The organism is Streptomyces millisiae (assembly GCF_031845425.1).
GTDB lineage: Bacteria > Actinomycetota > Actinomycetes > Streptomycetales > Streptomycetaceae > Streptomyces > Streptomyces millisiae.
In genome coordinates this window covers 1-25,133 of record NZ_JAVREM010000025.1, presented here as the reverse complement: position 1 = coordinate 25,133, position 25,133 = coordinate 1, and the positions used below count along the sequence as shown (strand labels likewise).

26 protein-coding genes are annotated in these 25,133 nt (G+C 71.9%); 16 read left to right on the top strand and 10 right to left on the bottom strand.

The window, feature by feature from the left end; translation table 11 throughout:
- Positions 1-31: 31 nt before the first annotated feature.
- From RNC47_RS19305 to RNC47_RS19290, 4 genes are all read right to left on the bottom strand, one after another.
- Complete coding sequence (locus RNC47_RS19305; protein ID WP_311600402.1) at positions 32-1,213, bottom strand: glutamate ABC transporter substrate-binding protein; 1,182 nt, start codon at positions 1,211-1,213, stop codon at positions 32-34.
- 352 nt (positions 1,214-1,565) lie between these two features.
- Positions 1,566-2,978: a hypothetical protein gene (locus tag RNC47_RS19300; protein WP_311600400.1), complete on the bottom strand. Its 1,413-nt coding sequence runs from the start codon at positions 2,976-2,978 to the stop codon at positions 1,566-1,568.
- A 320-nt stretch (positions 2,979-3,298) separates the two neighbouring features.
- Positions 3,299-3,913, bottom strand: coding sequence for a GNAT family N-acetyltransferase (locus tag RNC47_RS19295; protein ID WP_311600398.1), 615 nt, complete (start codon positions 3,911-3,913; stop codon positions 3,299-3,301).
- Complete coding sequence (locus RNC47_RS19290; RefSeq protein WP_311600396.1) at positions 3,910-5,409, bottom strand: MFS transporter; 1,500 nt, start codon at positions 5,407-5,409, stop codon at positions 3,910-3,912. Before RNC47_RS19290 ends, RNC47_RS19295 begins: the two co-directional genes overlap by 4 nt.
- 180 nt (positions 5,410-5,589) lie before the next feature.
- Between RNC47_RS19290 and RNC47_RS19285 the strand changes: the two genes are divergently transcribed.
- Positions 5,590-6,033, top strand: a complete 444-nt coding sequence (locus RNC47_RS19285) for a MarR family winged helix-turn-helix transcriptional regulator (protein ID WP_311600485.1) — start codon at positions 5,590-5,592, stop codon at positions 6,031-6,033.
- Between the two features lie 13 nt (positions 6,034-6,046).
- Here the strand turns inward: RNC47_RS19285 and RNC47_RS19280 are convergent, their stop codons facing one another.
- The gene (locus RNC47_RS19280; RefSeq protein WP_311600394.1) at positions 6,047-6,952 is read right to left on the bottom strand and encodes a mechanosensitive ion channel family protein; all 906 of its coding nucleotides are present in this window, start codon (positions 6,950-6,952) and stop codon (positions 6,047-6,049) included.
- A 180-nt stretch (positions 6,953-7,132) separates the two neighbouring features.
- On the opposite strand from RNC47_RS19280, the gene RNC47_RS19275 reads away from it, so the two are divergent.
- The 5 genes from RNC47_RS19275 to RNC47_RS19255 all read left to right on the top strand — a co-directional run bounded on the left by RNC47_RS19275 (position 7,133) and on the right by RNC47_RS19255 (position 11,953).
- Complete coding sequence (locus RNC47_RS19275; RefSeq protein ID WP_311600392.1) at positions 7,133-7,858, top strand: TetR/AcrR family transcriptional regulator; 726 nt, start codon at positions 7,133-7,135, stop codon at positions 7,856-7,858.
- 48 nt (positions 7,859-7,906) lie between these two features.
- Positions 7,907-8,488, top strand: a complete 582-nt coding sequence (locus RNC47_RS19270) for an HNH endonuclease (protein ID WP_311600390.1) — start codon at positions 7,907-7,909, stop codon at positions 8,486-8,488.
- A gap of 908 nt (positions 8,489-9,396) precedes the next feature.
- Positions 9,397-9,627 (top strand): hypothetical protein, encoded by a 231-nt coding sequence (locus RNC47_RS19265; RefSeq protein ID WP_311600491.1) that lies wholly within the window; start codon positions 9,397-9,399, stop codon positions 9,625-9,627.
- Entirely contained in the window at positions 9,627-11,684 is a 2,058-nt protein-coding gene (gene malQ / locus RNC47_RS19260; RefSeq protein WP_311600389.1) for a 4-alpha-glucanotransferase, read from the top strand. The genes RNC47_RS19265 and malQ overlap by 1 nt, the downstream gene beginning before the upstream one ends.
- A gap of 50 nt (positions 11,685-11,734) precedes the next feature.
- Positions 11,735-11,953 (top strand): hypothetical protein, encoded by a 219-nt coding sequence (locus RNC47_RS19255; RefSeq protein WP_449657350.1) that lies wholly within the window; start codon positions 11,735-11,737, stop codon positions 11,951-11,953.
- Between the two features lie 108 nt (positions 11,954-12,061).
- Here the strand turns inward: RNC47_RS19255 and RNC47_RS19250 are convergent, their stop codons facing one another.
- Together RNC47_RS19250 and RNC47_RS19245 are read right to left on the bottom strand one after the other, a co-directional pair.
- Positions 12,062-12,481: a PIN domain nuclease gene (locus RNC47_RS19250; protein WP_311600385.1), complete on the bottom strand. Its 420-nt coding sequence runs from the start codon at positions 12,479-12,481 to the stop codon at positions 12,062-12,064.
- On the bottom strand, positions 12,478-12,696 hold the full coding sequence (locus RNC47_RS19245; protein ID WP_311600384.1) for a type II toxin-antitoxin system VapB family antitoxin: 219 nt from the start codon (positions 12,694-12,696) through the stop codon (positions 12,478-12,480). The genes RNC47_RS19250 and RNC47_RS19245 overlap by 4 nt, the downstream gene beginning before the upstream one ends.
- A gap of 260 nt (positions 12,697-12,956) precedes the next feature.
- On the opposite strand from RNC47_RS19245, the gene RNC47_RS19240 reads away from it, so the two are divergent.
- Both RNC47_RS19240 and RNC47_RS19235 read left to right on the top strand, forming a co-directional pair.
- The gene (locus RNC47_RS19240) at positions 12,957-13,784 is read left to right on the top strand and encodes an NAD(P)-dependent oxidoreductase (protein ID WP_311600383.1); all 828 of its coding nucleotides are present in this window, start codon (positions 12,957-12,959) and stop codon (positions 13,782-13,784) included.
- A gap of 34 nt (positions 13,785-13,818) precedes the next feature.
- On the top strand, positions 13,819-14,175 hold the full coding sequence (locus RNC47_RS19235) for a winged helix-turn-helix transcriptional regulator (protein ID WP_394814819.1): 357 nt from the start codon (positions 13,819-13,821) through the stop codon (positions 14,173-14,175).
- 48 nt (positions 14,176-14,223) lie between these two features.
- Here the strand turns inward: RNC47_RS19235 and RNC47_RS19230 are convergent, their stop codons facing one another.
- Both RNC47_RS19230 and RNC47_RS19225 read right to left on the bottom strand, forming a co-directional pair.
- Positions 14,224-15,039 carry an SDR family NAD(P)-dependent oxidoreductase gene (locus tag RNC47_RS19230; protein ID WP_394814818.1) on the bottom strand — a complete coding sequence of 272 codons (816 nt, stop codon included), beginning with the start codon at positions 15,037-15,039 and terminating at the stop codon, positions 14,224-14,226.
- Between the two features lie 60 nt (positions 15,040-15,099).
- Entirely contained in the window at positions 15,100-15,561 is a 462-nt protein-coding gene (locus tag RNC47_RS19225) for a hypothetical protein (protein WP_311600381.1), read from the bottom strand.
- Between the two features lie 221 nt (positions 15,562-15,782).
- On the opposite strand from RNC47_RS19225, the gene RNC47_RS19220 reads away from it, so the two are divergent.
- Together RNC47_RS19220 and RNC47_RS19215 are read left to right on the top strand one after the other, a co-directional pair.
- Complete coding sequence (locus RNC47_RS19220; RefSeq protein WP_311600379.1) at positions 15,783-16,646, top strand: helix-turn-helix domain-containing protein; 864 nt, start codon at positions 15,783-15,785, stop codon at positions 16,644-16,646.
- Positions 16,647-16,663: 17 nt separating this feature from the next.
- Positions 16,664-16,858 (top strand): DUF397 domain-containing protein, encoded by a 195-nt coding sequence (locus RNC47_RS19215; RefSeq protein ID WP_311600378.1) that lies wholly within the window; start codon positions 16,664-16,666, stop codon positions 16,856-16,858.
- 53 nt (positions 16,859-16,911) lie between these two features.
- On the opposite strand, the gene RNC47_RS19210 is transcribed toward RNC47_RS19215, so the two are convergent.
- Complete coding sequence (locus RNC47_RS19210; RefSeq protein ID WP_311600376.1) at positions 16,912-17,946, bottom strand: LCP family protein; 1,035 nt, start codon at positions 17,944-17,946, stop codon at positions 16,912-16,914.
- 262 nt (positions 17,947-18,208) lie between these two features.
- Between RNC47_RS19210 and rpsL the strand changes: the two genes are divergently transcribed.
- From rpsL to RNC47_RS19180, 6 genes are all read left to right on the top strand, one after another.
- Entirely contained in the window at positions 18,209-18,580 is a 372-nt protein-coding gene (rpsL, locus tag RNC47_RS19205; RefSeq protein WP_049572471.1) for a 30S ribosomal protein S12, read from the top strand.
- A gap of 3 nt (positions 18,581-18,583) precedes the next feature.
- Entirely contained in the window at positions 18,584-19,054 is a 471-nt protein-coding gene (rpsG, locus tag RNC47_RS19200; RefSeq protein ID WP_132816012.1) for a 30S ribosomal protein S7, read from the top strand.
- A 40-nt stretch (positions 19,055-19,094) separates the two neighbouring features.
- Complete coding sequence (gene fusA / locus RNC47_RS19195; RefSeq protein WP_311600370.1) at positions 19,095-21,215, top strand: elongation factor G; 2,121 nt, start codon at positions 19,095-19,097, stop codon at positions 21,213-21,215.
- A gap of 174 nt (positions 21,216-21,389) precedes the next feature.
- Positions 21,390-22,583 (top strand): elongation factor Tu, encoded by a 1,194-nt coding sequence (gene tuf, locus RNC47_RS19190; RefSeq protein ID WP_311600369.1) that lies wholly within the window; start codon positions 21,390-21,392, stop codon positions 22,581-22,583.
- Between the two features lie 252 nt (positions 22,584-22,835).
- Positions 22,836-23,231, top strand: coding sequence for a DUF485 domain-containing protein (locus tag RNC47_RS19185; RefSeq protein ID WP_311600367.1), 396 nt, complete (start codon positions 22,836-22,838; stop codon positions 23,229-23,231).
- Entirely contained in the window at positions 23,231-24,961 is a 1,731-nt protein-coding gene (locus RNC47_RS19180; protein ID WP_311600365.1) for a solute symporter family protein, read from the top strand. Before RNC47_RS19185 ends, RNC47_RS19180 begins: the two co-directional genes overlap by 1 nt.
- The last annotated feature ends 172 nt before the right edge of the window (positions 24,962-25,133 follow it).

Here is a 25,133-nt window from a genome sequence, read left to right as displayed (position 1 = left end):
CATCTCTTCCCGGCGGCCGGGGCGCCGTCACTCACTCGCGGTAGAGCGGTTCCGGCGGCGCCGGGGGCGGGTCGCGCCGCGGGTCGTAGAGGTAGTCGGCCAGCCACTGGTTGTACGAGGTGAGCCAGCCACCGGCGCGGTAGTCCTCCAGGACCGCGTTGACCCAGCGCACCAGGTCGGTGTTGGCCAGGTTCATCGCGACGCCGTAGGACTCGCGGGTCAGCGGCTCGCCGACCATGTGCATCGACGGGTCCTGCGCGACGTGCCCCGCGGCCAGCGCGCTGTCCGTCATCAGCGCGTCGGCCTGGCCGAGTTGGATGCGGACCAGGCAGTCGAGGTGGTTGGGCACCCGGATCACCTCGGCCCCGTGGTCCTGGCGTTCGAGCAGCCGCTCCGCGGTGGAGCCGTCGGCGCGGCACAGTCGGGCGCCGGCGAGCGACTCGTCGAAGCCGGTGATCTCCGAGCCGTTGGGGACGAGGAGCTGCTGGCCGGTCTCGAAGTAGGCGGTGGAGAACGCCACCCGCTCGCGGCGCTCGCAGGTGATGGACATGGTGCGCACCACCATGTCGACCTGCCCGGTGCGCAACGCCTCGATCCGCTGGTCGGTGGGGATGGCGAGGTAGGTGATGTCGGGGGAGGGGTCGGCCAGCAGGTCGACGGCGATCGCCTGCACGAGGTCGATGTCGAAGCCGACGATCTCGGTGCTGTCCGGTTGGCGGTAGCCCCACAGGTAGCTGTTGAGGTCGATGCCGACGCGCAGCTGGCCGCGCTCCCTGATGGCGTTCACCGCGTCGCCCCTGACGCGGGCGGCCGGGAGGCTCTCGGCCGCGTCGCGGTTGTCGGCGCAGCGCTCCGGCTCGGCCAACGGGCCGATGCCGCTGGCGCTGCGGCTGTCGCTGCCGCTGGCGGGGCCGTTCGCGGTCCGCGCCGCGGGCGCGGCCCCGGCGGGGCCGGCTTCCGGCGGCGGCGCCCCGCAGCCCACGGCGAGCAGCAGCGCGGCGGCGACCGCGCAGAGCGAGGCCCTGCGGCGGGCGGCCCTCGGCGGCCATCCGGCCGGTCGGCGCGGCCATCGGCCGGTCGCCGGGGCCGGCCGGCCAGGTTCGGTCGCGCGTCCGGCCACGGCGTGCCGCGCCGGGCCCGTCGCACCCGCGCGCCGGGGTCGCTCGGCGAGGGCTCGTGCGGCCGCCGTCCCCTGGTTCGTTTCCGTCGTCATCGACACCCCCCGGGCGCACGGCCGCGGGCCGTCCTCGGCGACCACGCGGCCTGCGGACCTTCGGCGCCCGCACCGGCCGTGACAGCCGCACCGGTGGGCGCACCCGTCGCCGGAACCGGCACCTCGACGGGCCGGCGCCGCCGCGCGGCCGCTGCCCACCCGCTGCTCCCGCGCGTCATCGTCGGCACCTCTCTCGTGCGGGGGCGCGGGCTGTCCTCGGCCACCGCCCGGTCGGGGGCCGTCCGCCGGGACGGCGATCGTCGGCGTGCCTCACCGGCCGGCTGGCGGCCGCCGTCGCACCGATCGTCGGCACCCATGCCCCTTCGGGGCCGGCCGCCGGGCCGTCCGGCGTTCACCGGTACTCCGAGAGCCGGCGGCCGATGCCGAGCGCGGTGCCGGCGACGCCCAGCACCGTGAGCACCAGCGAGCCGGCCGCCAGGCCGTCGAGCCGGTCCCGGCCGCGGTCGCCCGCCGCCTCGAACTGTTCCTGCTCGTGCGCCACGGCGTCGGCCAGCGAGTCGTTGACCCGGTCGAACATCTCGCCGGTCGAGGCGCGCCCGCCGATCACCCGGTCCACGGCGCCGTCGTAGTCCCCGGCGAGCTCCGCCTCCCTGGCGTCGGCGTGCCGCGCCGACCACTCGCGGCTGGCCTCGATGGCCCGCTCGACCGGCGCCTCGCCGGCCGGGTCGCCGGCCGCCCGCTCCGCCGCGTCGGCGAGCAGGCCACCCGGCCGGCCCGGGTCGCGACCCAGCAGGGTCTCGAGCCGGGCCTGGAAGCTCTCCTCCGACGCGTCGTCGGCGCCCCGCGCGACCAGCGTGATGTTCTCGTCGCCCCTGGCGCGCAGCGCCTCGGTCCACGCGCCGTTGAGCGAGCTGAGCGACCGCGCCGCGCCCCGGTCCGCCTCGTGGAGCGCGTCGCGCGCCAGGGCGTGCGCGCCGGTCAGCCACAGCAGGAGCACGGTCGCGGCGGTCGAGGCCGCGATCAGACCGGGGCTCAACAGCCGGTTGGTGCGCAGGTAGTGGCGTCGCTGGGCCCAGGCGAGCACCACCAGGGCCGCGCCGCCGGCGCCGAGCGCGAGCCAGGGCCAGGCCCGGGCCTCGGCGATGTCGTGCTGGAACCGGTCGGTCTCCAGCTCGTAGAGGTCGGCGGCGGCCACCAGGAGGGTTTGCTGCATCTGTTCGTCGGCGTACCGCAGGTACGCGCCGCCCAGCGGCAACCCCTGACGGTTGTTGGCGCGGGCGGTCTCCACGAGGCCCGTGTAGACCGGCAGCCGCTCGTTGAGCAGCGTGATGTACTCCTGCGCCTCGTCGGACTCGGAGGTGTCGGCCGCCGCGTCGGCCAGCCGGCCGGCCGCGTTGGCGATGTCCTCCTCGTACCGCTGCCGCACCGCGGGGTCCTCGTCGGCGCCGGCCAGGAAGCCGGTGGCGGCGGCCGTGTTGGCGTCCGCGAGCAGCCGGTAGATCTCGGCCGCGCCCGCGCTCAGCGGCTGGCTGCTCTCCAACACCGTGTCGGCGGCCCGGTAGCGGTCGGTGACCTGCCAGAACGTCGCCGCGCCGAACAGCAGGAGCAGGCCGGCGAGCACCACGCCGATGATCCGCAGCCGGCCGGGCTCCGTCCTGGCCGCCGCGCGCAGCCGGGCCGCGCCCTCCGCCCACGACCCGCGCCGCGGCGGTTCGGCCGGCGGCACCGGCGCGGGGGGCGCCGGCGGCGCCGACGAGGCCCGGGGCGCGGGCGGTGCCGGCGGAGCGATCGGCGGGTGAGTCACGTGTACGGGCCCTCCCCCTCACGATTCGGCACGGGCCACACGGCGAGAAGTATGCCGCTCGCCTCGGGCAACCAGACAGCCCCTGCCGGGATCTTGTTTCGTGATCGCGATCTTCGCCGGGCGCCCGGGTTCTCCAGTGCTCACGCGCCCGGCGGTCGCGCGGTTCCCGGCGGGGCGGGCGAACCCGTGGTGGGCGGGCCTGAGTTGCTGATCGCCGGCGCGCGGTCACCGGCCGGGGAGGGGGGCGCGAGCGTGGCGGTGGCCGGCGGCCGACGCGCCGTCCGTCGCAGAGCTGTTCGACGTCCGGCGGCGGGCGGCGGTCAGCCGAGGCGCATGCCCAGGTGGTGCGTGGGGTCGACCTGGCGGAGCGGGACGAAGCCGAGGCGGTCGTAGAAGGCGCGGGCGCGGGTGTTGGCCGGGTTCATGCCGAGGTGGACGCCGGGGACCCCGCGCTCCCGGAGCGCGTCGAGGAACGCGGTCATCAGGCGGCGACCCAGGCCGCGGCCCTGCCCCGGCGGCAGCAGGTCGATGTGCAGGTGCGCCGGGAACTCGGCGGCGATCTCGGGGACCAGCATCAGCTCGGCGTGGTGCAGCAGGTGCCGCAGGTGCTCGTCCGCGTCGGCCGGCTCGCCGACCGGGGCCGGGAAGCGCTCGGCGACGGTCGGCAGCCAGCGCTCGCGGAACTCGGCGAAGAAGCGGGTGCTGTCCGCGGTGCCCACGATGTAGCCGAGCACCCGCTCGCCGTCGTCCGCCACGAAGACCAGCTCGGGCTCCAGCTCGGCGTACGGCTCGGCGAAGATGGCCGGCAGGATCGCCGGGTCCTTGAAGCGGTCACTGGCGTCCTCCCCGACGTGCCCGGTGCGTATGCAGATCTCGTGCAGCGCCGCGTGGTCGGTCGGCCGGTAGCCGCGGATCGTGACGGGTGAGTTGGTCATGCGGACATGATCCTCCGGCGCCGGGCGCGGGGGGCCTCCTTTTTCCCGGCCTCGTTCCGCCCGGCCTCGTTCTTCCCGGCCGCCGCGCCGGCCGGGCGTGCCCGGCCCGGGATCGCGAGCACCACGAGCGCGGCCAGCAGCGAGGCGCCGGCGCCGATGGCGAAGGTGGCGCGGAAGCCGGCCTCGGACGGCAGCGTCACCGGGCCCGCCGGGGTGGCCAGTCCGGTGGTCAGGCGGGCGAGCACCATGCCGATGACCGCGCTGGAGGTGGAGGTGCCGATGGATCGCATCAGGGTGTTGAGGCCGTTGGCCACGGCCGTCTCGGACGGCGGCACCGCGCCCATGATGAGGGCCGGCATCGCGGCGTAGGCGAGGGCGACGCCCGCGCTGACGACGGAGCTGAAGACCAGCACGCCGAGCGACGAGCCGGCGAGGCCGAACGCGGTCAGGTAGCCGACGGCCAGCACCAGGGTGCCGGCGAGCAGCGAGACCTTGGGGCCGCGCGCGGCGGAGATCCGGGCGGAGAGCGGCGAGACCAGCATCATCACCAGGCCGGTCGGGGCGAGCCACAGGCCGGCCGTCACCATGGTCTCGCCGAGCCCGAAGCCGGTCGCCTCGGGCAGCTGGAGCAGCTGGATCGGCACCAGCATCCCGCCGTACATGGCGAGGCCGACCATGACGGTGGCCAGGTTGGTGACCAGCACCGGGCGGCGGGCGGTGGCGCGCAGGTCGACCAGCGGGGCGGACGACCGCAGCTCCCAGGCGCCCCAGGCGAGCAGCAGCACGCCGGCCGCGGCGAACAGGCCGAGCGTCGTCGCGCTGCCCCAACCCCAGTCGCCACCCTTGGAGACGGGCAGCAGCAGCGCCACCAGGCCGGCCGAGAGGCCGAGGGCGCCGACGACGTCGAACCGGCCGCCCACCCGGGACGGCGACTCCGGCACCAGCGCCGCCACCAGCACGGCGACCAGCGCGCCGAGCGCCGCGGAACCCCAGAACAGCGCGTGCCAGTCGGCGTGTTGGGCGACCGCGGCGGCGGCCGGCAGACCGAGCGCGCCGCCGATCCCGAGCGAGGCGCTCATCAGCGCGATGGACGAGCCGAGCCGCTCGGCCGGCAGCACGTCCCGCATGACGCTGATGCCGAGCGGGATGATGCCCATGCTGGCGCCCTGCAGCGCCCGGCCGGCGACCATCGGGGCGAGCGTGTCGGAGAGCGCGCTGACCACCGAGCCGACGACCAGCAGGCCGATGCTGACCAGCAGCATCCGCCGCTTGCCGTAGAGGTCGCCGAGGCGGCCGACGACGGGTGTCGCGACGGCGGCCGCCAGCAGCGTCGCGGTGATGGCCCACGAGGCGTTGGCGGCCGAGGTGTCGAGCAGCAGGGGCAGTTCGGGTATGAGGGGCACGATGAGCGCCTGCATCAGCGAGGCGGTGATTCCGGCGCCCGACAGCACGCCGACGACGACGCCGGCGCGCGGCGCGGGCGAGGGGCTACTCATGTGGTCTCCGCTCCGGGGCACGAGCCGCGCGCGGCGCGGCTATGTGCATGATGCACACCGTATGTAGAGTACACATGAAGGAGACCGCGCCAACCCGGTTTCACGAGTCGCGAGGGAGTGTCGGAAGTGCGGGCAGAGCGCGAGAGGCGCGCGGAGATCGAGGAGATCGAGCGCGAGCTGATGCTGTTGCGCCGGCACGCCACCATGGGGAGTTTCCGGAAGTTCTACTCCGGCGACCGCCTGGAGCGCAGCGCGTACGTCGTGCTGAGCCGGATCGAGGCGGAGGGCCCGATGTCCATCGGCGAGCTCGCCGACGCCTTCTGCCTCGACACCTCGACCCTCAACCGGCAGACCGCCGCCATGCTGCGCTCCGGGCTCCTGGAGCGCATCCCCGACCCGGAGGGCGGCCTGGCCCGCAAGCTCCGCATCACGCCGGACGGCGAGCGCCGGCTGCGCGCCGACCGGGAGGGCCTCGTCGACTGCCTCGGCACCACCCTGGGGGACTGGACGCGGGAGGAGCTGGCCGCCTTCGCCGCCCTGCTCACCCGCTACAACACGGCCGTCGAGCGCGGCGAGGGCCGCCCGTGGCCACGCCGTGCCGGCAGCGGCACGGCCGAGGCCTGAACCGCGGGCCGGCTCACTCCGCGGCGGCCGGCTCGGCCGGCGCCGCCGCCGCGGGGCGCGGCCCGCCCTGGCCGACGAGCGGCAGCGGCTCGCGGTTCGCGAGACCCGCCTCGTCCAGGGCGCGCTTCAACCGCCACCGCAGCTCACGCTCCACCTCGGGACCGCGCCCCGGCTGCGTCTTGGCGGCGACCTTCACCATGATCGACTCGGCGGAGACCGACTCCACGCCCAGGTACCGCACCGGCTCCCACAGCAGCTCGTGCCACGGCTCGACGCGGGACAGTTCGGCGCCCACCTCGGCCACCATCTTCTTCAACGCCTCGACGTCGGTGTCCGCCGGCACCTCCACGTCCACCAGCGCCGTCGACCAGCCCTGGCTCAGGTTGCCCACCCGCTTGATCTCGCCGTTGCGCACGTACCAGACCTCGCCGGCGTCGCCGCGCAGCGTCGTCACCCGCAGGCCGATCTCCAGCACGGTGCCGGTGGCCTCGCCCACGTCGATCGTGTCGCCGACCCCGTACTGGTCCTCCAGCAGCATGAACATCCCGCTGATCACGTCCTGCACCAGGCTGCGCGCCCCGAAGCCGATGGCCACACCGGCGACACCGGCGCTCGCCATCAGCGGGCCGAGCTGCACCCCGATCTCGGACAGCACCATCAGCCCCGCCGTGCCCAGGATCAGCACCGAGGCCGCGCTGCGCAGCACCGAGCCGATGGCCTCGGAGCGCTGCCGCCGCCGCTCCGAGTTGAGCAGCAGCCCGCTCCGCGTCAGCCGCCGGTTCTCCGGGTCCTCGCGGTTGAGCCGCGAGATCAGCCGGGTGATGGCGCGCCGCACGACCCACCGCACGGTCAGCGCGATCGCGACGATCAGCAGGATCCGCAGTCCGGCCGTCAGCCAGGTCTCCCAGTTAGCGCTCATGTCTCGCTCATCGGTCCTCTCGGTTCACCGATCCACGGTAAACAAGGTGGGGACGGCTCGGGAGCGCGCGATGACGGTTCTGTGGCGCACGCCATGCGGTTCGCGGTTTGTCCCGATGTCCGTCGCGCCGCTCCCGCCACGTGGTCACACGGTGTCAGTGCCCCTGGTTAGCCTGACGGAATGCAGCACAGCGAGGAAGTCCGGGAGGGCGCGGCGCTGCGCCCGACCCGCAGGTTCGGGCCACGCTCCGCCGCGGCGCGCCGGGCCATCCTGGACGCCGCCAGGGCCCGCTTCGCGGCGGACGGCTACGAGAAGGCCACCATCCGTGCCATAGCCGCCGAGGCCGGCGTCGACCCGGCCATGGTCATGCGGTACTACGGCAGCAAGGCCGGCCTGTTCTCCGCCACCGTCGGGGCCGGCGAGCAGCCGGCCGACCTCTCCCGGGTGCCGCGCGAGGAGATGGGCCGGCACGTCGCCCGCCTGCTGCTCGACCCCTGGGAGGGCGGCACCAACAGCGCCGAGGCCGCCGTGCTGCGCGCCGCCCCCACCCACCCGGAGGCCGCCAGGACCATCCAGGCCACCGTCGCGAGGCGGCTCGTCCCCGCCCTGCGCGGCGCCTTCCCCGACGACCCGGACCTGGAGACGCGGGCCGGCCTCGTGCTCACCCAGAGCGTGGGCGCCGCGCTGCTGCGCTACGTGCTGCGCGTCGAGCCGCTCGTGTCCATGGACTACGAGACGCTCGTCGCCTCCGTGGGGGCCGCCATCCAGCACCATCTCACCGCCCCGCTGCCCGCCCCGGGCGGGGCGCCGGAAGGGACAGGCGGGGCGCACGTGGCGAACGACACAATCAGCTCATTTCCCGATCGTGGTGGCGCTACCGGCCGTGCCCAGGACACACTGAGGTAGATCGTCCCGGCGCGAGCCACGTGCCGCCGACGGAAACGGAGGGCGTCCGTGCCACACGTCTTGGTCCTCAACGCGTCGTACGAACCACTCGGCGTCGTATCAGTGCGCCGCGCACTCATCCTGCTCATCAACGACAAGGCCGTCAGCCTGGAGTCCACAGGCGCCCTCATGCGCAGCGCCACCCACGCCATCCCCGCGCCCAGCGTGGTGCGGCTCAAACGATTCGTCCGCGTCCCCTACCGCAGCGCCGTCCCGCTCACCAGACGCGCCCTGTTCGCCCGCGACGGCGGGCGCTGCGCCTACTGCGGGGGCGTCGCCACCAGCGTCGACCACGTCATCCCGCGCAGCAGGGGCGGCCAGCACGCCTGGGACAACGTGGTGGCCGCCTGCCGCAGCTGCAACCACATCAAGGCCGACCGCCAGGTCGCCGAGCTCGGCTGGCGCCTGCGCCATCAGCCGGGCCCGCCGTCCGGCCTGGCCTGGCGCATCATCGGAACCGGCCACCGCGACCCGCGGTGGCTCCCGTATCTCCGCCCCTACGGCGCCGACGACGCCCTCGCCAGAATCGAAGGCCGCGGCGTCGCTGGCCGCGACGGCCTCGGCCACGGCGTCGCTGGACGTGCCGGCTGACCCACGGCGTCGCTGCCGCGACGGCCTTGGCCACACGACGGTCGCCCCGCGGTGTCGCTGCCGCGACGGGCAAGCCCTGGCGGCTGCCGGTCACCTGCGGCTTCGCCGCGGTGTCCCCGGCGGTGACGGTCTTCGCTGCGACGTCGCTGCCGCGGCGGGTGGCGTGCGGCGTCGCCGCCGCACAGCGGCGCTCGGTCCGCACGGTCACGGTGGCGAGGCGTCGCCGCCGCCGCATGCGGCCGGTTGCCGCCGGAAGCCCGTGCGGCTTGGCCGCCGCCGTGTCGAGCAGGCCCCGGCGGCTGCGGGCCGCGCGCGGGTGCGCCGCGATGTCGCTGTCGCGAGGGGCATCCGCACCCGAGCCCGGCACTGCCGGTGTCGCTGCCGTGCCGGGCAAGCCCTGGCGGCTGCCGGCCACGCGCAGCCTTCGCCGCGGTGTCCCGGCGGTGATGCTCTTCGCTGCGAGCGGCTTGGCCGCCGCGCAGCGGCTCGGCGGCTCGGCGGCTTAGCCGCGCGCCGTCCCAACGGCCCTGACTCAGCGAGGGCGCCCACGGCGGGTTCCACCGCCCGGCTGGGCGCCGCGCAGCGGCGCTCGGTCCGCGCGGTCACGGTGGCGAGGCGTCGCCGCCGCCGCACGCGGCCGGCCGACGCCGGGCGGCCGCGCTCGGCGCGGTCGTGGCGGTCGTGGCGGGGAACCCGCCGCGCAGCGGTGCGTGGGCGGTGCGGCGGCCAGCCGCACGGGGCCCGGCGCCGTAAATTCAGGCGGTTCTTGCCGCCTCCGGCGGCAGAATTTCGGCCGCACCCAGCGTGAGCTGCGCCGCTTTCCTGTCGCGAGAACGGGTGGGCTGGCGTTCACTGGGTAGGGCAAGCGGTGTCCACCCCAGGCCCCGCCCTCGTGAACGGAGAACGTCGTGGCCCCAGCCGCCGCCCGGATGGAGATCGAGACCGACAAACAGTGGGACCGGGAACCCCCGGTCCTGATCCCGATGCCGGCCGAGGCCGCCGAGGCCCACGAGCTGCCCCTCACGAGCGAGCCGCCCCTCGGCCAGCTGATCCCCCTCACGGCCGAGCGCCCCTTCGCCCTCGACCCGCCGCTCACCGCCGAGCCCGCGCCCCCCACCGCGGAGCCGTGCGGCCCCTGATGGAGGGGCCGACGCGGCTCAGCCGGCTCGCCGCCGCGCACGGCGTCGCCACGGTCCACGAAGCCGTGCCCGGCCAGCCGGCCGAGGTCCCCCGGGAGACCGTGGCCGCCGTCCTCGTCGCCCTCGGCATCGATCCAGAGGCCGACGAGATCCCCGGTGACCCCGACGACCTCGACCACGGCCCGCTGCTCCCACCCACCCTCGTGCTGCGCGACGGCGACCAGCCGCCGCCGCTGCCCCCGGGCACCACCCTGCGGCTGCACACCGAGGACGGCGTCGCCCTGCCGCTCCCCACCGGCCCCGCCCCGCTGCCCCTCGGCTACCACACGCTGCACGCCACCGCCCCCGACGGCCGCACCGCCGAGGCCACGCTGATCGTCGTCCCGCCCCGGCTCCCGGCACCGCCAGGACGCGCCTTCGGGCTCCTGGTCCAGCTCTACTCGCTGCTCTCCGAGCGCTCCTGGGGCATGGGCGACCTCGTCGACCTCGGCGACCTCGCGAGCTGGGCGGGACACACGCACGGCGCCGGCTTCGTCCAGGTCAACCCGCTGCACGCGGCCGTGCCCGGCGGCCCAGGCCAGCCCACCGACCCGTCCCCCTACCGGCCCGCCACCCGCCGCTACCCCGACCCCGTCCACCTGCGGATCGAGGACATCCCCGAGTACGCCTACCTCGACGCCGACGCGCGGCACCACATCGACCAGCTGCTGGCCCGCGCCGCGGAACTGCGCGCCGACGTCCTCCACCGGGGCGCCCACATCGACCGGGACGCCGTCTGGGACCTCAAGCGGCAGGCCCTGGAGACGCTGCGCGCCGCCGTCCCCCTCGGCCCCGGCCGGCGCGCCGCCTACTGCGCCTTCCTCGCGGCCGAGGGCGAGGCGCTGGAGGACCACGCCACCTGGTGCGCGCTCGCCGAAGCACACGGCCCCGACTGGCGCGGCTGGCCCGCCGGGCTGCGCGACCCACGCTCCCCGGCGACCGCCCGGGCCCGCGCCGAGCTCCTGGAGCGTATCGACTTCCACAGCTGGCTGGCCTGGCTCACCGACACCCAGCTGGCCCGCGCCCAGCGGGCAGCCCGCGCCGCCGGCATGCCCATCGGCCTCGTCCACGACCTGGCGCTCGGCGTGCACCCGCACGGCTCCGACGCCTGGGCGCAGGCGCCGATCCTCGCCGCCGGCGTCTCGGCCGGCGCCCCGCCCGACGCGTTCAACACCCGCGGCCAGGACTGGGGCCTGCCGCCCTGGCGCCCCGACCGGCTCGCGGAACACGGCTACGAGCCCTACCGCCAGCTGCTCGCCGGGGTGCTGCGGCACGCGGGCGGGGTGCGGATCGACCACGTGATGAGCCAGTTCCGGCTCTGGTGGATCCCGGAGGGCGCCGACCCGGCCGACGGCACCTACGTCTCCTACGACGCGAACGCCATGCTCGGCGTGCTGGCCCTGGAGGCGCACCGGGCCGGCGCCGTGGTGATCGGCGAGGACCTCGGCACCGTGGCCCCCGGGGTGCGCGAGGAGCTGGCGGCGCGCGGCATCGCCGGCACCTCCGTGCTGTGGTTCGAACGCGACTGGGCGGCCCCCGGCGCCCCGCCGCTGCCGCCGGAGGCGTGGCGCGCCGACTGCCTCGCCACCGTCACCACCCACGACCTGCCGCCCACGGCGGCCCGGCTCGCCGCCGACCACGTGCGGCTGCGGGACCTGCTCGACATCACCGACGACGCCGAGGGCGAACTGCGGGACGCGCACGCCGAGAACGCCGAGTGGCTGGCGTACTTCGACCGGCTCGGCCTGCTGCCGCCGGACGCCGGGGAACCGGAGGTGATCGCCGCCGCCTACCGCTTCCTGGCCCGCACCCCGGCCCGGATGGTCGGCGTCTGGCTCCCCGACGCGACGGGCGACCGCCGCCCGCAGAACGTGCCGGGCACCTGGCGCGAGTACCCCAACTGGCGCCTGCCGATCGCCGACGCGGACGGCCGCCCCACCACCCTGGAGGCGCTGGCCGCCTCGCCGCGCGTGGTGGCGCTGCTCGACGCCCTTCGCGCCGAGATGGCGGGCCCCTGAACGGCCGCCGGAACCCGTTGGCTACTGTGGCCTGTGTGGTCAACCTGAACATGAAGCGCAACGCGAAGCGAGCGGCAGCCGGCGCGGTCGGCGCGGGCCTGCTGACGATGCTGTCCTCCCCGGCCGCCTTCGCCCTCATCCGCGACGACGGCGACGACCCGGGCCCGGGCCTGAGCGTCTTCGAGACGCTGAGCCTCTTCGTCGCCGCGCCCATCGCGATCTTCGCCCTCATCACCGCGGCGGTCATCCTCACCGACCGCAGGCGCTGACGCCTGCCGGCTTCGCGGCTCGAAGGGACCTCGGCCCGGACAAGGGTGAGCCCAGCCTGCCCACAGCGGAGGTTGGAAGCGGGCCGGGGTGACGACATCCGCGGCGGTTCAGTGGTCCGCTGTGCCGGCCGGGACGACCCACCGGGTCGGCTGACCGGTCACGCCGGCGATCATGTCGTAGTCGCCGTCGTAGTGCAGTACGACTGCCCCGTGCCGCTCGGCGGTCGCGGCGATGACCAGGTCCGACACCGACACCGCCCGCCAGTTCCCAGCCACGATCAGCCGGGTCTGTACCTCCAGCACCCGGTCCCACACCTCGTCCGGGGTGGGCAGCCAGTCGAAGCCGCGCATTTCGTCGCGGATTCGCTCCGCGTCCGCCTTCGACCGGGCGCTGTGCAGGACCTCGACCTCAACTGCCCCGCACACTGCCAGCACGCCGGCGTTGTGCAGCGGTTCGATCACAGCTCGGACCGTCGGCTTGGGATACCGGGCCAGGGCCGACTTGTCGATCAGATGGCGGACCTTCATGCCGCCCGGCCCGTGTCCTTGTTCTGTGCCTCGACCGGGCCGGTCAGATCCGGCAGACCGCCCTCGGCGAGCCAGGCCAGGAACGAGGCACGCTTCCGCCGCTTGATCGCATCTTCCAGGGCGGCGTTCACCGTGGCGACCTTGGTCGTGGTTCCGAAGATCTCGGCTGCCTCAGCCAGCAGCTCGTCGTTGACGTCGATGACTGTTCGCGCCATAAGACACTCCTCGATCCGTAAAGTGACGTACCGGTCAGGATATCAATATGCTGTCCGATCGATATCGCATCGCCGGTCGGTGCCTCGCGACGAGCCTGCCGCCGGCGAAGCCGATTCGGTCACCGACGGTCAGGAAGAACGGGTTCGCCAGCAGGCCCCCGCAGGCTGTCAGGTGCGGGCCGGGCGGCTGACCTTTGGGTAACCACGCACTTAAAAGTGGGTACTTGTGGCCCATATGGTCCGTAGGAACAGTGATCTGCATGAAAACGCACCATGAACGAATCAGCATTCTCGGCCTGGGGGCCATGGGACGGGCACTGGCGGGCGCGCTCCTCGACAGTGGGCGCGAGGTGACGGTCTGGAACCGCATCGCAGGGAAGGCGGACGAACTGGTCGCGCGCGGAGCGCGGGAGGCGTCGAGCGTGGCAGGGGCGATCGGGGCCGGCGATCTCGCCGTCGTGTGCCTGCTGGACGACGCCAGCGTCCGCGAGACGCTCGCACCAGCCCTGCGGGAGCTGGCCGGCGGCACGCTCGTCAATCTCACCAGCGGCTCCGCACGGCAGGCCCGCGAGCTCGCCGGGTGGCTCGGCGGGCACGGGGTGCGGTTCCTCGCCGGCGGGATCATGGCCGTGCCTCCGACGGTGGGGACGGATGGGGCGTTCATCCTCTACAGCGGCGCGCGTGACCTGTTCGACCGTCTCGCCCCGGTGCTCGCCCCCATCGGCCGTTCCCACTGGGTGGGCGAGGACCCCGGGTTCGCGGCGCTGTACGACATGGCCGCGCTGAGCGGCATGTACGGCATGGGCGCCGGGGCGGACCACGCCGTCGCACTGGTCCACGCGGAAGGCGGCGACGTGGAGACGTTCAGGCGTGAGGTGCTCCAGCCGTGGATGGAGCAGATGCTGCCGATCACGGTCGCCGGGGCCGACGGGCGCGAAACCGTCCCGGACGAGTTCAACCCCGCGATGCAGGCGACCGGCCTGGAGAACATCCTCTCCGCCTCCGGAGAGGCGGGTGTGCCCACGGATCTGGCCGGACACCTGAACGCCTCGCTGTGGCGGATGCGGCGCGCGGTCGCCGCCCGCTGAACCGGCGCCAGTGCGTCCGGATACCATGTGGCGGATGCGCAACCCGCCCTACATCTGTGCCCTCGACGCCGCGATGGACGTCATCGAGGGCAAGTGGAAAGCGCTGATCCTCTGGGCGCTCGACGAGCGGCTCCATCGGTTCGGCGAGTTGCGCCGCAGCCTCCCCGGCATCAGCGAGAAGGTGCTGGCTCAGCAACTGCGTGAACTGGAGGCGGACGGGATCGTCCGGCGGACCGTGTTCGACGAGACACCGCCACGAGTCGAGTACGAGCTGACCGACCAGGGCGTCAATCTCTACGCGGCGCTCGGCCCGCTGGGGGAATGGGGCGTCCGCCGCATGCGCGAGCTCGACATCGTCCCGACCCACGGCGAAGAGCCGGCCGAGGCGTGAGAGGGCGTCTCCTCCTCCCCTCCCGGTGGCGTGGAGGCCCCGGGGGCCTCAGGTCCTGAGGTAGGAGGCGCCGTTGAGGTCGAGGACCGTTCCCGACGACCAGGCGGCTTCCGGGGAGGCCAGGTAGAGCACCGCGGCCGCCACCTCCTCGGGGGTGCCGACCCGGCCGAACGGGCTCTGGTCGCGCAGCGCCTCGCCGCCGCTGCCCGCCAGCTTCTGGGCCTGCCGTTCGGTCGCGACGAAGCCGGGCGCCACCGAGGTCACCGCGATGCCGTGCGGTGCCAGCGCGACGGCCATCGACTGACCGAACGCGTGCAGCGCGGCCTTGCTCGCGCCGTACGCGGGGAAGTCCGGCTCGCCGCGGAACGCGCCGCGCGAGCCGATGTTGACGATGCTGCCGGTGCCGGCACGATCGATGAGGTGCCGGGCGACGCAGTAGGTCACGTTCGCCGCGCCGAGCAGGTTGACGTCGACCATGCGGTGCCATGCGCGTTGCCAGTCCTCGTAGGACACCTCGGTCACCAGGTGCCTGGTGTCCTCGGACGGCGCGGCGGCGGCGTTGTTGACCAGGACGTCGATCCCGCCGAGATCGCGTACGGCGCCGTCGACGACGTCCCGCGCGGCCTGCGGGTCGCCGAGATCGCCCGCGAGCAGGGCGTGGCCGGAACCTGGCAGTCGCCGCAGCGTCTCCTCCGCGTCCGCGCGGCCCGCGGCGTAGTGCACTCCCACCCGGTCCCCGCGCTCGGCGAACGCCAGGGCCACGGCCCGGCCGATCCCGCGCGACGCTCCGGTGACGAGGACCCGCCGCATCGCGCGAAGACCTGGGAGGGGCTGCGGAACGCCGGCGCCGGGCCGCGTGGGCATGTGAAGCCTCCTTCGAGGGCGGGGCAGCCCTCTCGCGCCGCCCGGCTCGTCGACTCGACCCTACCCTCGGGGGCAGGGCTCTTCATTTCGGTGGCCGCTTGGTCGGCCGTCCGGGGAGCACACCTCGACGGCCTCCGTGGCCGTCGTCCACTCCCGGCCGCCGCCCGGCGGGGACAGCCAGGCGACCGGAGGGGCGTCCGCGGAGTCGGGACAGACGGCGCGCAGGATGCCGGTTCTGCCGGTGGCGGTGTCCCGCACGGTCCGGCCGAGCAACGGGTGCGCGCGGTGGCCGAGGCCCAGGTCCGTCGACTCCTCGGCCGGCGGCGGCGTGAGGTCCGCGACGCGCGCCCACCACAGCGGCTCGCGGCGCCCAACGGCGCGGAGCAGGGCGCGGGTTGGCCGCTGTATCGCCGAGGTGCAGACGTTGCCCCGCGCGTCGCGGAGGAGCTGAACGACCCCGGTCCGCCCCGTTCGTGTGTCCAGAACGGTGGCACCGACCGCCAGTTGCGGGCGTTGCGGCATGCGACCTCCAACCCTCAAGCGCCAACTACCGTTCGTGGTCGCCCGGTAGCGCACAATAAGCTTGATGGCGGCGGGATGCGCCTCGCAATAGAGGTTGGGAATCCCGCGTGAGATGGCATATGCGACGAGGTGGGCTCTGCTCCTGAGAGGGGCGGCCTGCGTTGCCAGGCTCACGGCTCGCATGACGGCTCAGTAAGCTCGGTCAACAGGGAGGCGGACTCATGGCGGCACCCACCGGACCCACGGTTCGGCGCATGCAACTCGGCTGGGAGCTCAAACGGTTGCGAGACAAAGCCGGATTCACCCTGGTGCAGGCAGTCGAAGGGTTGACGTTCTCCGTCTCCAAACTCCACCGGGTCGAGAACGGGCTCACGGCCTTGCCGAGGGTGGAAGACCTGCGGGAACTCCTCGACCGGTACGGCGTCACCGACGAGGACGACGTGCAGTTCCTGATCGAGATCCACCGGGACTCGCTCAAACGCGGCTGGTGGGCGCAGTACCGAAGCACGATGCCGTCAGGGATGGCGACGTTCGTCGGCCTGGAGAGCGGTGCCCGGAGCCTCCGGGCCTGGCAGCCGGACGTGGTTTACGGCCTGCTCCAGACCGAACGCTACGCCCGGGAGATGTTCCTTGCCGCCAAGCCGGTCGAGGAGACGACTACCGAGTTTGTCGAGCGCATGGTTCAGCTCCGCGTTGAACGCAAGGAATTGATCACCCGGCAGGACGCCCCGGTGGCGCTGTGGGCCATCCTGGACGAGGCCGCGCTACGACGTGTCATCGGCGGCCCGGAGGTGATGCGTGAACAGTACGAGGAGATCAACCGGCTCGCGGCGCTGGACAATGTCACAGTGCAGATCCTGCCGTCCAGTACGGTGACCTACCGCTCCAGCTTCAACTTCACCCTGCTGGAGTTTGAGGGCCGACTTCCCACCGTCGTCCAGGCTGACGCTCCCGAGGGATCGACCGTCAATGACAAGGACACCACCGTCTGGAAGTTCACCCGGGGGTTTGACGCCCTGCGGGCGGGTGCTCTCTCCCCGGGTGAGACGCCCATGTTTCTACAACGGCTAGCACGGGAGATCTGATGCGAATGACTCACCGTATGGCACCGGAAGTCGCCCCCGAGTCCGCTTGGTTCAAGTCGTCCTACAGCGCGGAGAACGGGACCAACTGTGTCGAGGTCGCCGATCTGAGCCGCGCGGGGCGGGTCGGCATACGGGACTCCAAGCACCCCGAAGGGCCCGCTCTGCTCGTATCCGCGAACGCCTTCGCGGCGTTCGTCGGCATGGCGCGGTAGCGGGAACAGGGCGGGTGGGTGGGGGAGAACCCTCGGCCGGCCAGGACACGGCGTCAGCGGACGTTCGTGCCGAGTTCGGGTGGTGCCTCGCCGGACGCGGCGACGGATGGCATGGTGTCCGTGCGGATGGCCTCCCAGAGTGGCGCCGCCGCGGCCTCGTCCAGCAGCACCACGGACTGGCCCTCGATCATCGCCGTGCCGGTGACCGGCGCGTTCATGTAGTGGACGGCGGAGCCGCGGAGGTCGCGCAGGTCCCAGGCGAGCGAGCGCAGGTCGCCGTTGCTGAGGCCGTCGTCGACGCTGACGACGTCGCCGACCGTGTCGAGCAGGCCGCCGAGGCGGCCCGGGTCGGTGAGGGTGCCGGCGCTCAGCGTCTCGTTCAGCAGGGAGCGCAGGAAGTTCTGCTGGCGGCGGGCGCGGTCGAGGTCGCCCTCGGGGAGCGATTTGCGTTCGCGGACGTAGGCGAGTGCCTCGCGGCCGTCGAGGCGCGCGCCGTCGATGGTGACGCCGCCGACCGCGTCGGTGAGTTCGCGGAAGCCGGACCAGTCGATCACCGCGAGGTGGTCGATCCGGACGCCGGTCAGGTTCTGGACGGTCTCCACCATCAGGGAGGGGCCGCCCCAGGAGTAGGCGGCGTTGAGCTTGGCCTCGCCGTGGCCCGGGATCTCGGTCCAGGTGTCGCGCGGCAGCGAGACCAGCCAGGCGCTCCGCCGGTCGGCGGGTATCTGGAGCAGCATCATGGTGTCGCTGCGGGCCGCGCCCGCCTGCCAGCCGGCCTCCGAGTCGTCGGGCGTCCGGTCGTCGTCGACGCCGACCAGCAGGTAGACGAGGGCGTCGCCCTCGGCGCGCGGTGGCTGGGACGCCTCGGGCGCGGTCGGGAGCGCGTCGGGTATTCGCTCGATGGAGCTGAGCGCCTGGTCGGTGCGCCAGTAGACGAAGCCGACCGCCGTTCCGGCGAGCAGCAGGACGGCGGTCAGGGCGCCGAGGGATGCCCAGAGCCAGCGGCGTCGGCGTCTTCGGGGCGGTGTCGGCTCGGCCTCCGAGCCGGTATCGTCAGTCGTCTCGGGTGTCTCCGTGGCTCTCGCCACACCATCGTTTCCACTTTCCCCACCTCTGTTCATACGGTCATTGTGCGGCTGGGAGATCGTTTTGACCGCAGCCCGTGGGGTAGGTACGCTCTGACCTTGTGCCTGGGGTTTCTCCTGCGCGCTTTCAGCAGCCAGACAGGAGACCCGGGATCTGCATCCGCATCGCGCGGGAATCCTGCAGTCTTCGACACGCCCGACCGCGTGGGTCGGCGGGTGTCCAGGTTAGCTTTATCGAGATCGGCACAGAGAAACCGGAGAAACGGTGCCAACGATCCAGCAGCTGGTCCGCAAGGGCCGGCAGGACAAGGTCGAGAAGAACAAGACGCCCGCGCTCGAGGGTTCCCCCCAGCGCCGTGGCGTCTGCACGCGTGTGTTCACGACCACCCCGAAGAAGCCGAACTCGGCCCTGCGCAAGGTCGCCCGTGTGCGTCTGAGCAACGGCATCGAGGTCACCGCCTACATTCCGGGTGAGAACCACAACCTTCAGGAGCACTCCATCGTGCTGGTGCGCGGTGGCCGTGTGAAGGACCTGCCGGGTGTTCGTTACAAGATCATCCGCGGCTCCCTGGACACCCAGGGTGTGAAGAACCGCAAGCAGGCCCGCAGCCGCTACGGCGCCAAGAAGGAGAAGTAAGAGATGCCTCGTAAGGGCCCCGCGCCGAAGCGTCCGGTTCACGTCGACCCGGTCTACGGCTCTCCTCTGGTGACGTCGCTGATCAACAAGGTGCTGCTCAACGGCAAGCGCTCCACCGCCGAGCGCATCGTGTACGGCGCCATGGAGGGGCTGCGCGAGAAGACGGGCAACGACCCGGTCATCTCCCTCAAGCGTGCCCTGGAGAACGTGAAGCCGACCATCGAGGTCAAGTCCCGCCGCGTCGGCGGTGCCACGTACCAGGTGCCGGTCGAGGTCAAGCCCGGCCGTTCCTCCACCCTCGCGCTCCGCTGGCTCGTGGGCTACTCCCGTGCCCGTCGTGAGAAGACCATGACCGAGCGGCTGATGAACGAGCTGCTCGACGCCTCCAACGGTCTTGGCGCCTCCGTCAAGAAGCGCGAGGACACTCACAAGATGGCCGAGTCCAACAAGGCCTTCGCGCACTACCGCTGGTAGTCGCAAACCCCCATCGAGACCGAGAGAAGACTGAAGCCAGATGGCTACCACTTCACTTGACCTGGCCAAGGTCCGCAACATCGGGATCATGGCCCACATCGACGCGGGCAAGACGACGACCACCGAGCGGATCCTGTTCTACACCGGTCTGAGCTACAAGATCGGTGAGGTTCACGACGGCGCGGCCACCACCGACTGGATGGAGCAGGAGCGGGAGCGTGGCATCACGATCACGTCCGCCGCTGTCACCTGTCACTGGTCGCTGGACAACGTCGAGAACACCATCAACATCATCGACACCCCGGGCCACGTCGACTTCACCGTCGAGGTGGAGCGTTCCCTCCGGGTGCTCGACGGTGCCGTCACGGTGTTCGACGGGGTCGCGGGCGTGGAGCCGCAGTCCGAGACGGTCTGGCGGCAGGCGAACCGTTACGGTGTGCCCCGCATCTGCTTCGTGAACAAGCTCGACCGCACGGGCGCCGACTTCTTCCGCTGCGTCGACATGATCGTCGAGCGGCTCAACGCGCAGCCGCTCGTGATGCAGCTGCCGATCGGCGCCGAGGCCGGATTCAAGGGCGTGGTGGACCTCGTCCGGATGAAGGCCCTGGTGTGGTCGGAGGACACCAAGCTCGGTGAGATGTACGACGTCGTCGACATTCCCGAGGACCTCCAGGCCCAGGCCGAGGAGTGGCGCGCCAAGCTGGTCGAGGCCGTCGCGGAGAACGACGAGGAGCTCATGGAGCTGTACCTCGAGGGCAACGAGCCCACCGAGGAGCAGCTGTACACGGCGATCCGCCGCGTGACCCTCGCGTCCACCGGCACCGACGCCTCCACGGTCACCCCGGTGTTCTGCGGTACCGCGTTCAAGAACAAGGGCGTGCAGCCGCTGCTCGACGCCGTGGTGCGGTACCTGCCGTCGCCGCTGGACGTCGAGGCCATCGAGGGCCAGGCCGTGCGCGACCCCGACGAGGTCATCCGTCGGAAGCCGTCCGAGGACGAGCCGCTGGCCGCCCTCGCCTTCAAGATCGCGAGCGACCCCCACCTGGGCAAGCTCACCTTCATCCGGGTCTACTCCGGCGTGCTCACCGCGGGCGCGCAGGTGCAGAACTCCGTGAAGGAGAAGAAGGAGCGGATCGGCAAGATCTACCGGATGCACGCCAACAAGCGTGAGGAGATCGATCGCGTCGGCGCCGGCGACATCGTGGCCGTCATGGGTCTGAAGCAGACCACGACGGGCGAGACGCTGTGCGACCCGGCCAACCCGGTCATCCTGGAGTCCATGGACTTCCCGGCCCCGGTGATCGAGGTCGCCATCGAGCCCAAGTCCAAGGGCGACCAGGAGAAGCTCAGCATCGCGATCCAGCGCCTCGCTGAGGAGGACCCGTCCTTCCAGGTCAAGTCCGACCAGGAGACGGGCCAGACCATCATCTCCGGCATGGGCGAGCTCCACCTCGACATCCTGGTCGACCGCATGAAGCGGGAGTTCAAGGTCGAGGCCAACGTCGGCAAGCCGCAGGTCGCCTACCGGGAGACCGTGCGTCGGGCCGTCGAGCGGGTCGACTACACCCACAAGAAGCAGACCGGTGGTTCCGGTCAGTTCGCGAAGGTGCAGATCGCCCTGGAGCCGCTGGAGGACGGTGGCTACCTGTTCGAGAACAAGGTCACCGGTGGCCGCATCCCCAAGGAGTACATCCCCTCGGTGGACGCCGGCTGCCAGGAGGCGATGGACTTCGGTGTCCTCGCCGGCTACCCGCTCACGGGTGTCAAGGTGACCCTGCTCGACGGTGCGTTCCACGACGTCGACTCCTCGGAGATGGCGTTCAAGATCGCGGGCTCCATGGCCTTCAAGGAGGCCGCCCGTCAGGCCAAGCCGGTGATCCTCGAGCCGCTGATGGCGGTCGAGGTCAACACGCCCGAGGACTACATGGGCGACGTCATCGGCGACATCAACTCCCGCCGTGGCCAGATCCAGGCCATGGAGGACCGGCACGGGGACAAGGTCGTCAAGGCCCTGGTTCCGCTGTCGGAGATGTTCGGCTACGTCGGCGACCTGCGCTCCAAGACCTCGGGGCGTGCGAGCTACAGCATGGAGTTCAACTCCTACGGTGAGGTTCCGCGGAACGTCGCCGAGGAGATCATCGCGAAGGCCAAGGGCGAGTAACCCTTAGGCTTGGGCGATACGGGGCGTCGGGGGCGCGTTGCCGCCCCCGGTGCCCAGCCCTTCAGCGAAGCGGTCAAGGGCATCCCCTCGGGGTCCTGACCGGTTCGGTCGACCATTCTGAAAACCTCCCGCAGACGCGGGGGGCGTACAGCACCAGTCCACAGGAGGACCCCAGTGGCGAAGGCGAAGTTCGAGCGGACTAAGCCGCACGTCAACATTGGCACCATCGGTCACATCGACCACGGCAAGACGACGCTTACCGCGGCGATTACCAAGGTGCTGCACGACGCGTACCCGGACGTGAACGAGAGCTTCGCGTTCGAGAACATTGACAAGGCTCCGGAGGAGCGTCAGCGCGGTATCACCATCTCCATCGCGCACGTCGAGTACCAGACGGAGAACCGTCACTACGCTCACGTTGACTGCCCGGGCCACGCGGACTACATCAAGAACATGATCACCGGTGCCGCCCAGATGGACGGCGCGATCCTGGTGGTCGCCGCCACCGACGGCCCGATGCCGCAGACCAAGGAGCACGTGCTCCTGGCCCGCCAGGTCGGCGTGCCGTACATCGTTGTCGCCCTGAACAAGGCCGACATGGTGGACGACGAGGAGATCATGGAGCTCGTCGAGCTCGAGGTCCGTGAGCTGCTGACCGAGTACGAGTTCCCGGGTGACGACGTCCCCGTCGTCAAGGTCTCGGCGCTCAAGGCCCTCGAGGGCGACCCGGAGTGGTCCAAGACCGTTCTGGAGCTCATGCAGGCCGTCGACGACGCGATCCCGCAGCCGGAGCGCGACATCGACAAGCCGTTCCTGATGCCGATCGAGGACGTCTTCACGATCACCGGTCGTGGCACCGTCGTCACCGGTCGTATCGAGCGTGGTGTCCTGAAGGTCAACGAGACCGTCGACATCATCGGCATCCACACGGAGAAGACCAGCACCACCGTCACCGGCATCGAGATGTTCCGCAAGCTCCTCGACGAGGGGCGCGCCGGTGAGAACGTGGGTCTGCTGCTCCGTGGCGTCAAGCGCGAGGACGTCGAGCGCGGCCAGGTCATCATCAAGCCCGGTTCGGTCACCCCGCACACCGAGTTCGAGGCGACCGCGTACATCCTGTCCAAGGACGAGGGTGGCCGTCACACGCCGTTCTTCAACAACTACCGCCCGCAGTTCTACTTCCGTACCACGGACGTGACCGGCGTCGTGCACCTCCCCGAGGGCACCGAGATGGTCATGCCGGGCGACAACACCGACATGCGCGTCGAGCTGATCCAGCCCATCGCCATGGAGGAGGGCCTGAAGTTCGCCATCCGTGAGGGTGGTCGGACCGTGGGCGCCGGCCAGGTCACCAAGATCATCAAGTGAGCTGACCGACAGGTTCGTTCGTCAGGGGTCTTCCCTCCGCAGCCGGCGGAGGGGAGGCCCCTGACGCGTGTTCGGGATCGAATGCCGGTCGTCCGCCACTCGGCGCGGAATTCGACCGTTCGTCGAGTGGCGCTGCTGGGCGGTACCGAGGCTGTGTGACGCTCCTTACATTTCCTCGGAAGACAGTTCCCGGAGAAGTCCCCCGAGGAGTTCCCCGGAGAAGTTCCGCACCGCCCGATATTGGAGCCGGAGATGACGACGACGCATTCCGTCCCCGAAGCCAGCGATCCGCCACCGGGCGGTGATCTGGAGGCACGCTCGGCCGCGATGCACGACGATCCCCGCTTCCACGAACTGCGCGCCCGGCTGCTGCGCTTCGTGGTCCCGGCCAGCATCGGCTTCCTCGCCTGGTACGTGCTGTACGTGCTGATGTCCGCCTACGCGCGCGACATCATGTCCACCCAGGTGGTGGGGAACGCCAATGTCGCGCTCTTCTTCGGGCTGCTCCAGTTCGTCACGACGTTCGGCATCGCGATCCTGTACTCCCGTTACGCCAACCGCCGCTTCGACCCGCTCGCCGACGAGCTGCGCGAGGAGCTGGAGACCGGGTCCGGCGTGCCGGCCGCGCGGAAGGGAGACGAGGCGTGATGCTCACCAGCACCAGCACCCTGGTGGTCGCCGCCGAGGGCGAGGGCGCCACCTCGCAGGAGCGGCTGATCACGATGATCCTCTTCGTGGCGCTGATCGCCCTGACGATCGGCATCACGATCAGGGCCAGCCGCAAGACCAAGTCGGCGACCGACTTCCACTCCGGAGGCCGCGGCTTCACCGGCATCCAGAACGGCTTCGCGATCGGCGGCGACTACATGTCCGCCGCCTCCTTCCTCGGCATCGCCGGCATGATCGCGCTCTTCGGGTACGACGGGTTCCTCTACTCCATCGGCTTCCTCGTCGCCTGGCTGGTGGCCCTGCTGCTGGTCGCGGAACTGCTGCGGAACTCCGGCCGGTTCACGATGGCGGACGTGGTCTCGTACCGGATGCGGCAACGCCCGGTACGGACGGCGGCCTCCGTCTCCACGCTGACCGTCTCGATCTTCTACCTGCTGGCCCAGATGGTGGGCGCGGGCGCGCTGGTGGCGCTGCTGCTCGGCATCGAGGAGGGCGAGACCTACCTCGGGATGAGCGCCGACACGGCCAAGATCGTGGGCATCGTGGTGGTCGGCATCCTGATGGTCGTCTACGTGTCCTTCGGCGGCATGACCGGCACCACCTGGGTGCAGATCGTCAAGGCCGTGATGCTGATGGGCGGCGCGCTGCTCGTGACGGCGCTGGTGCTGGCCATCTACGACTTCGACCTCGGCGCGCTGATGAACGACGCGTCGGCCGACGGCGGCGCCGGGCAGGCGTTCCTCGAACCCGGCCAGCGATACGGCGTCGAAGTGGCCGGCGACGCCTGGCAGACGATGGTCAACAAGCTGGACCTGATCAGCCTCGGCCTGGCGCTGGTGCTCGGCACGGCCGGCCTGCCGCACATCCTGATCCGCTTCTACACGGTGCCGGACTCCAAGACCGCGCGGACGTCGGTCAACTGGGCCATCGGCATCATCGGCACCTTCTACCTGCTGACCCTGGTGCTGGGCTTCGGCGCGGCGGCGCTGGTCGGCAGCGAGGCGATCAGGGCGCAGAACTCGGCGGGCAACACGGCGGCGCCACAGCTCGCGCAGGCGGTCGGCGACCACTTCGGCGGGGAGTTCTGGGGCGCGGTGATGCTCGCGTTCATCGCGGCCGTCGCCTTCGCCACGATCCTGTCCACGGTGGCAGGGCTGACGATCGCCTCGTCCTCCTCGCTGGCGCACGACTTCTACAACAGCGTGCTGCGGCGCGGGAAGGCGAGCGAGAAGGAGGAGGTCAGGGTCGCCAGGTTCGCGGCGATCGGCGTCGGGGCGGTGGCCATCGTGCTGGCGATCTTCGCGCAGAACCTCAACGTGGCCTTCCTGGTCGCCCTCGCCTTCGCGATCGCGGCCTCGGCCAACCTGCCGGTGATCCTCCTCTCGCTCTTCTGGAAGCGGTTCAACACGACGGGCGCGGTGGCCGGCATCTACGGCGGCCTGATCAGCTCCGTCGGCCTGGTGTTCTTCTCGCCGGTGGTCTCCGGCAAGGGCGTGGACGCGGCCGGCAACAACCTGTCGCTCTTCCCGGAGAGCGTCGACTTCCACTGGTTCCCGCTGGAGAACCCCGGCCTGGTGTCCATCCCGGTCGGCCTGCTCTGCGCGGTGATCGGCACGCTGCTCTCCAAGGAGAGCGACCCCGGCAAGTTCGCCAAGCTCCAGGTGCGCGCCCTCACGGGCGCCGGCGCCGAACGCGCCACCACGCACTGAGGCGGCGGCCCCAACCGCCTCAGCCGCCGGGACCCCCCGCCCGGCATCCTGCCCGGGGCTCTGAGCTCCCCTCTCAGAGCCCCGGGCGCTGCCGCGCAGGGCTCGAAGGTCCCCTCGCCCACGACGGCCTGCGACGGCTCTGCTGTCGGGGTGGCAGCTGCCTTTCTGGTTC

Excerpts from the sequence above, each read along its gene's own strand:
- RNC47_RS19305 (WP_311600402.1), bottom strand. The coding sequence starts at position 1,213 with ATGACGACGGAAACGAACCAGGGGACGGCGGCCGCACGAGCCCTCGCC.
- RNC47_RS19295 (WP_311600398.1), bottom strand. The coding sequence starts at position 3,913 with ATGACCAACTCACCCGTCACGATCCGCGGCTACCGGCCGACCGACCAC.
- RNC47_RS19290 (WP_311600396.1), bottom strand. The coding sequence starts at position 5,409 with ATGAGTAGCCCCTCGCCCGCGCCGCGCGCCGGCGTCGTCGTCGGCGTG.
- RNC47_RS19285 (WP_311600485.1), top strand. The coding sequence starts at position 5,590 with ATGCTGTTGCGCCGGCACGCCACCATGGGGAGTTTCCGGAAGTTCTAC.
- RNC47_RS19280 (WP_311600394.1), bottom strand. The coding sequence starts at position 6,952 with ATGAGCGCTAACTGGGAGACCTGGCTGACGGCCGGACTGCGGATCCTG.
- RNC47_RS19275 (WP_311600392.1), top strand. The coding sequence starts at position 7,133 with ATGCAGCACAGCGAGGAAGTCCGGGAGGGCGCGGCGCTGCGCCCGACC.
- malQ (WP_311600389.1), top strand. The coding sequence starts at position 9,627 with ATGGAGGGGCCGACGCGGCTCAGCCGGCTCGCCGCCGCGCACGGCGTC.
- RNC47_RS19255 (WP_449657350.1), top strand. The coding sequence starts at position 11,735 with ATGAAGCGCAACGCGAAGCGAGCGGCAGCCGGCGCGGTCGGCGCGGGC.
- RNC47_RS19250 (WP_311600385.1), bottom strand. The coding sequence starts at position 12,481 with ATGAAGGTCCGCCATCTGATCGACAAGTCGGCCCTGGCCCGGTATCCC.
- RNC47_RS19245 (WP_311600384.1), bottom strand. The coding sequence starts at position 12,696 with ATGGCGCGAACAGTCATCGACGTCAACGACGAGCTGCTGGCTGAGGCA.
- RNC47_RS19240 (WP_311600383.1), top strand. The coding sequence starts at position 12,957 with ATGAAAACGCACCATGAACGAATCAGCATTCTCGGCCTGGGGGCCATG.
- RNC47_RS19235 (WP_394814819.1), top strand. The coding sequence starts at position 13,819 with ATGCGCAACCCGCCCTACATCTGTGCCCTCGACGCCGCGATGGACGTC.
- RNC47_RS19230 (WP_394814818.1), bottom strand. The coding sequence starts at position 15,039 with ATGCCCACGCGGCCCGGCGCCGGCGTTCCGCAGCCCCTCCCAGGTCTT.
- RNC47_RS19225 (WP_311600381.1), bottom strand. The coding sequence starts at position 15,561 with ATGCCGCAACGCCCGCAACTGGCGGTCGGTGCCACCGTTCTGGACACA.
- RNC47_RS19220 (WP_311600379.1), top strand. The coding sequence starts at position 15,783 with ATGGCGGCACCCACCGGACCCACGGTTCGGCGCATGCAACTCGGCTGG.
- RNC47_RS19215 (WP_311600378.1), top strand. The coding sequence starts at position 16,664 with ATGGCACCGGAAGTCGCCCCCGAGTCCGCTTGGTTCAAGTCGTCCTAC.
- rpsG (WP_132816012.1), top strand. The coding sequence starts at position 18,584 with ATGCCTCGTAAGGGCCCCGCGCCGAAGCGTCCGGTTCACGTCGACCCG.
- fusA (WP_311600370.1), top strand. The coding sequence starts at position 19,095 with ATGGCTACCACTTCACTTGACCTGGCCAAGGTCCGCAACATCGGGATC.
- RNC47_RS19185 (WP_311600367.1), top strand. The coding sequence starts at position 22,836 with ATGACGACGACGCATTCCGTCCCCGAAGCCAGCGATCCGCCACCGGGC.
- RNC47_RS19180 (WP_311600365.1), top strand. The coding sequence starts at position 23,231 with ATGCTCACCAGCACCAGCACCCTGGTGGTCGCCGCCGAGGGCGAGGGC.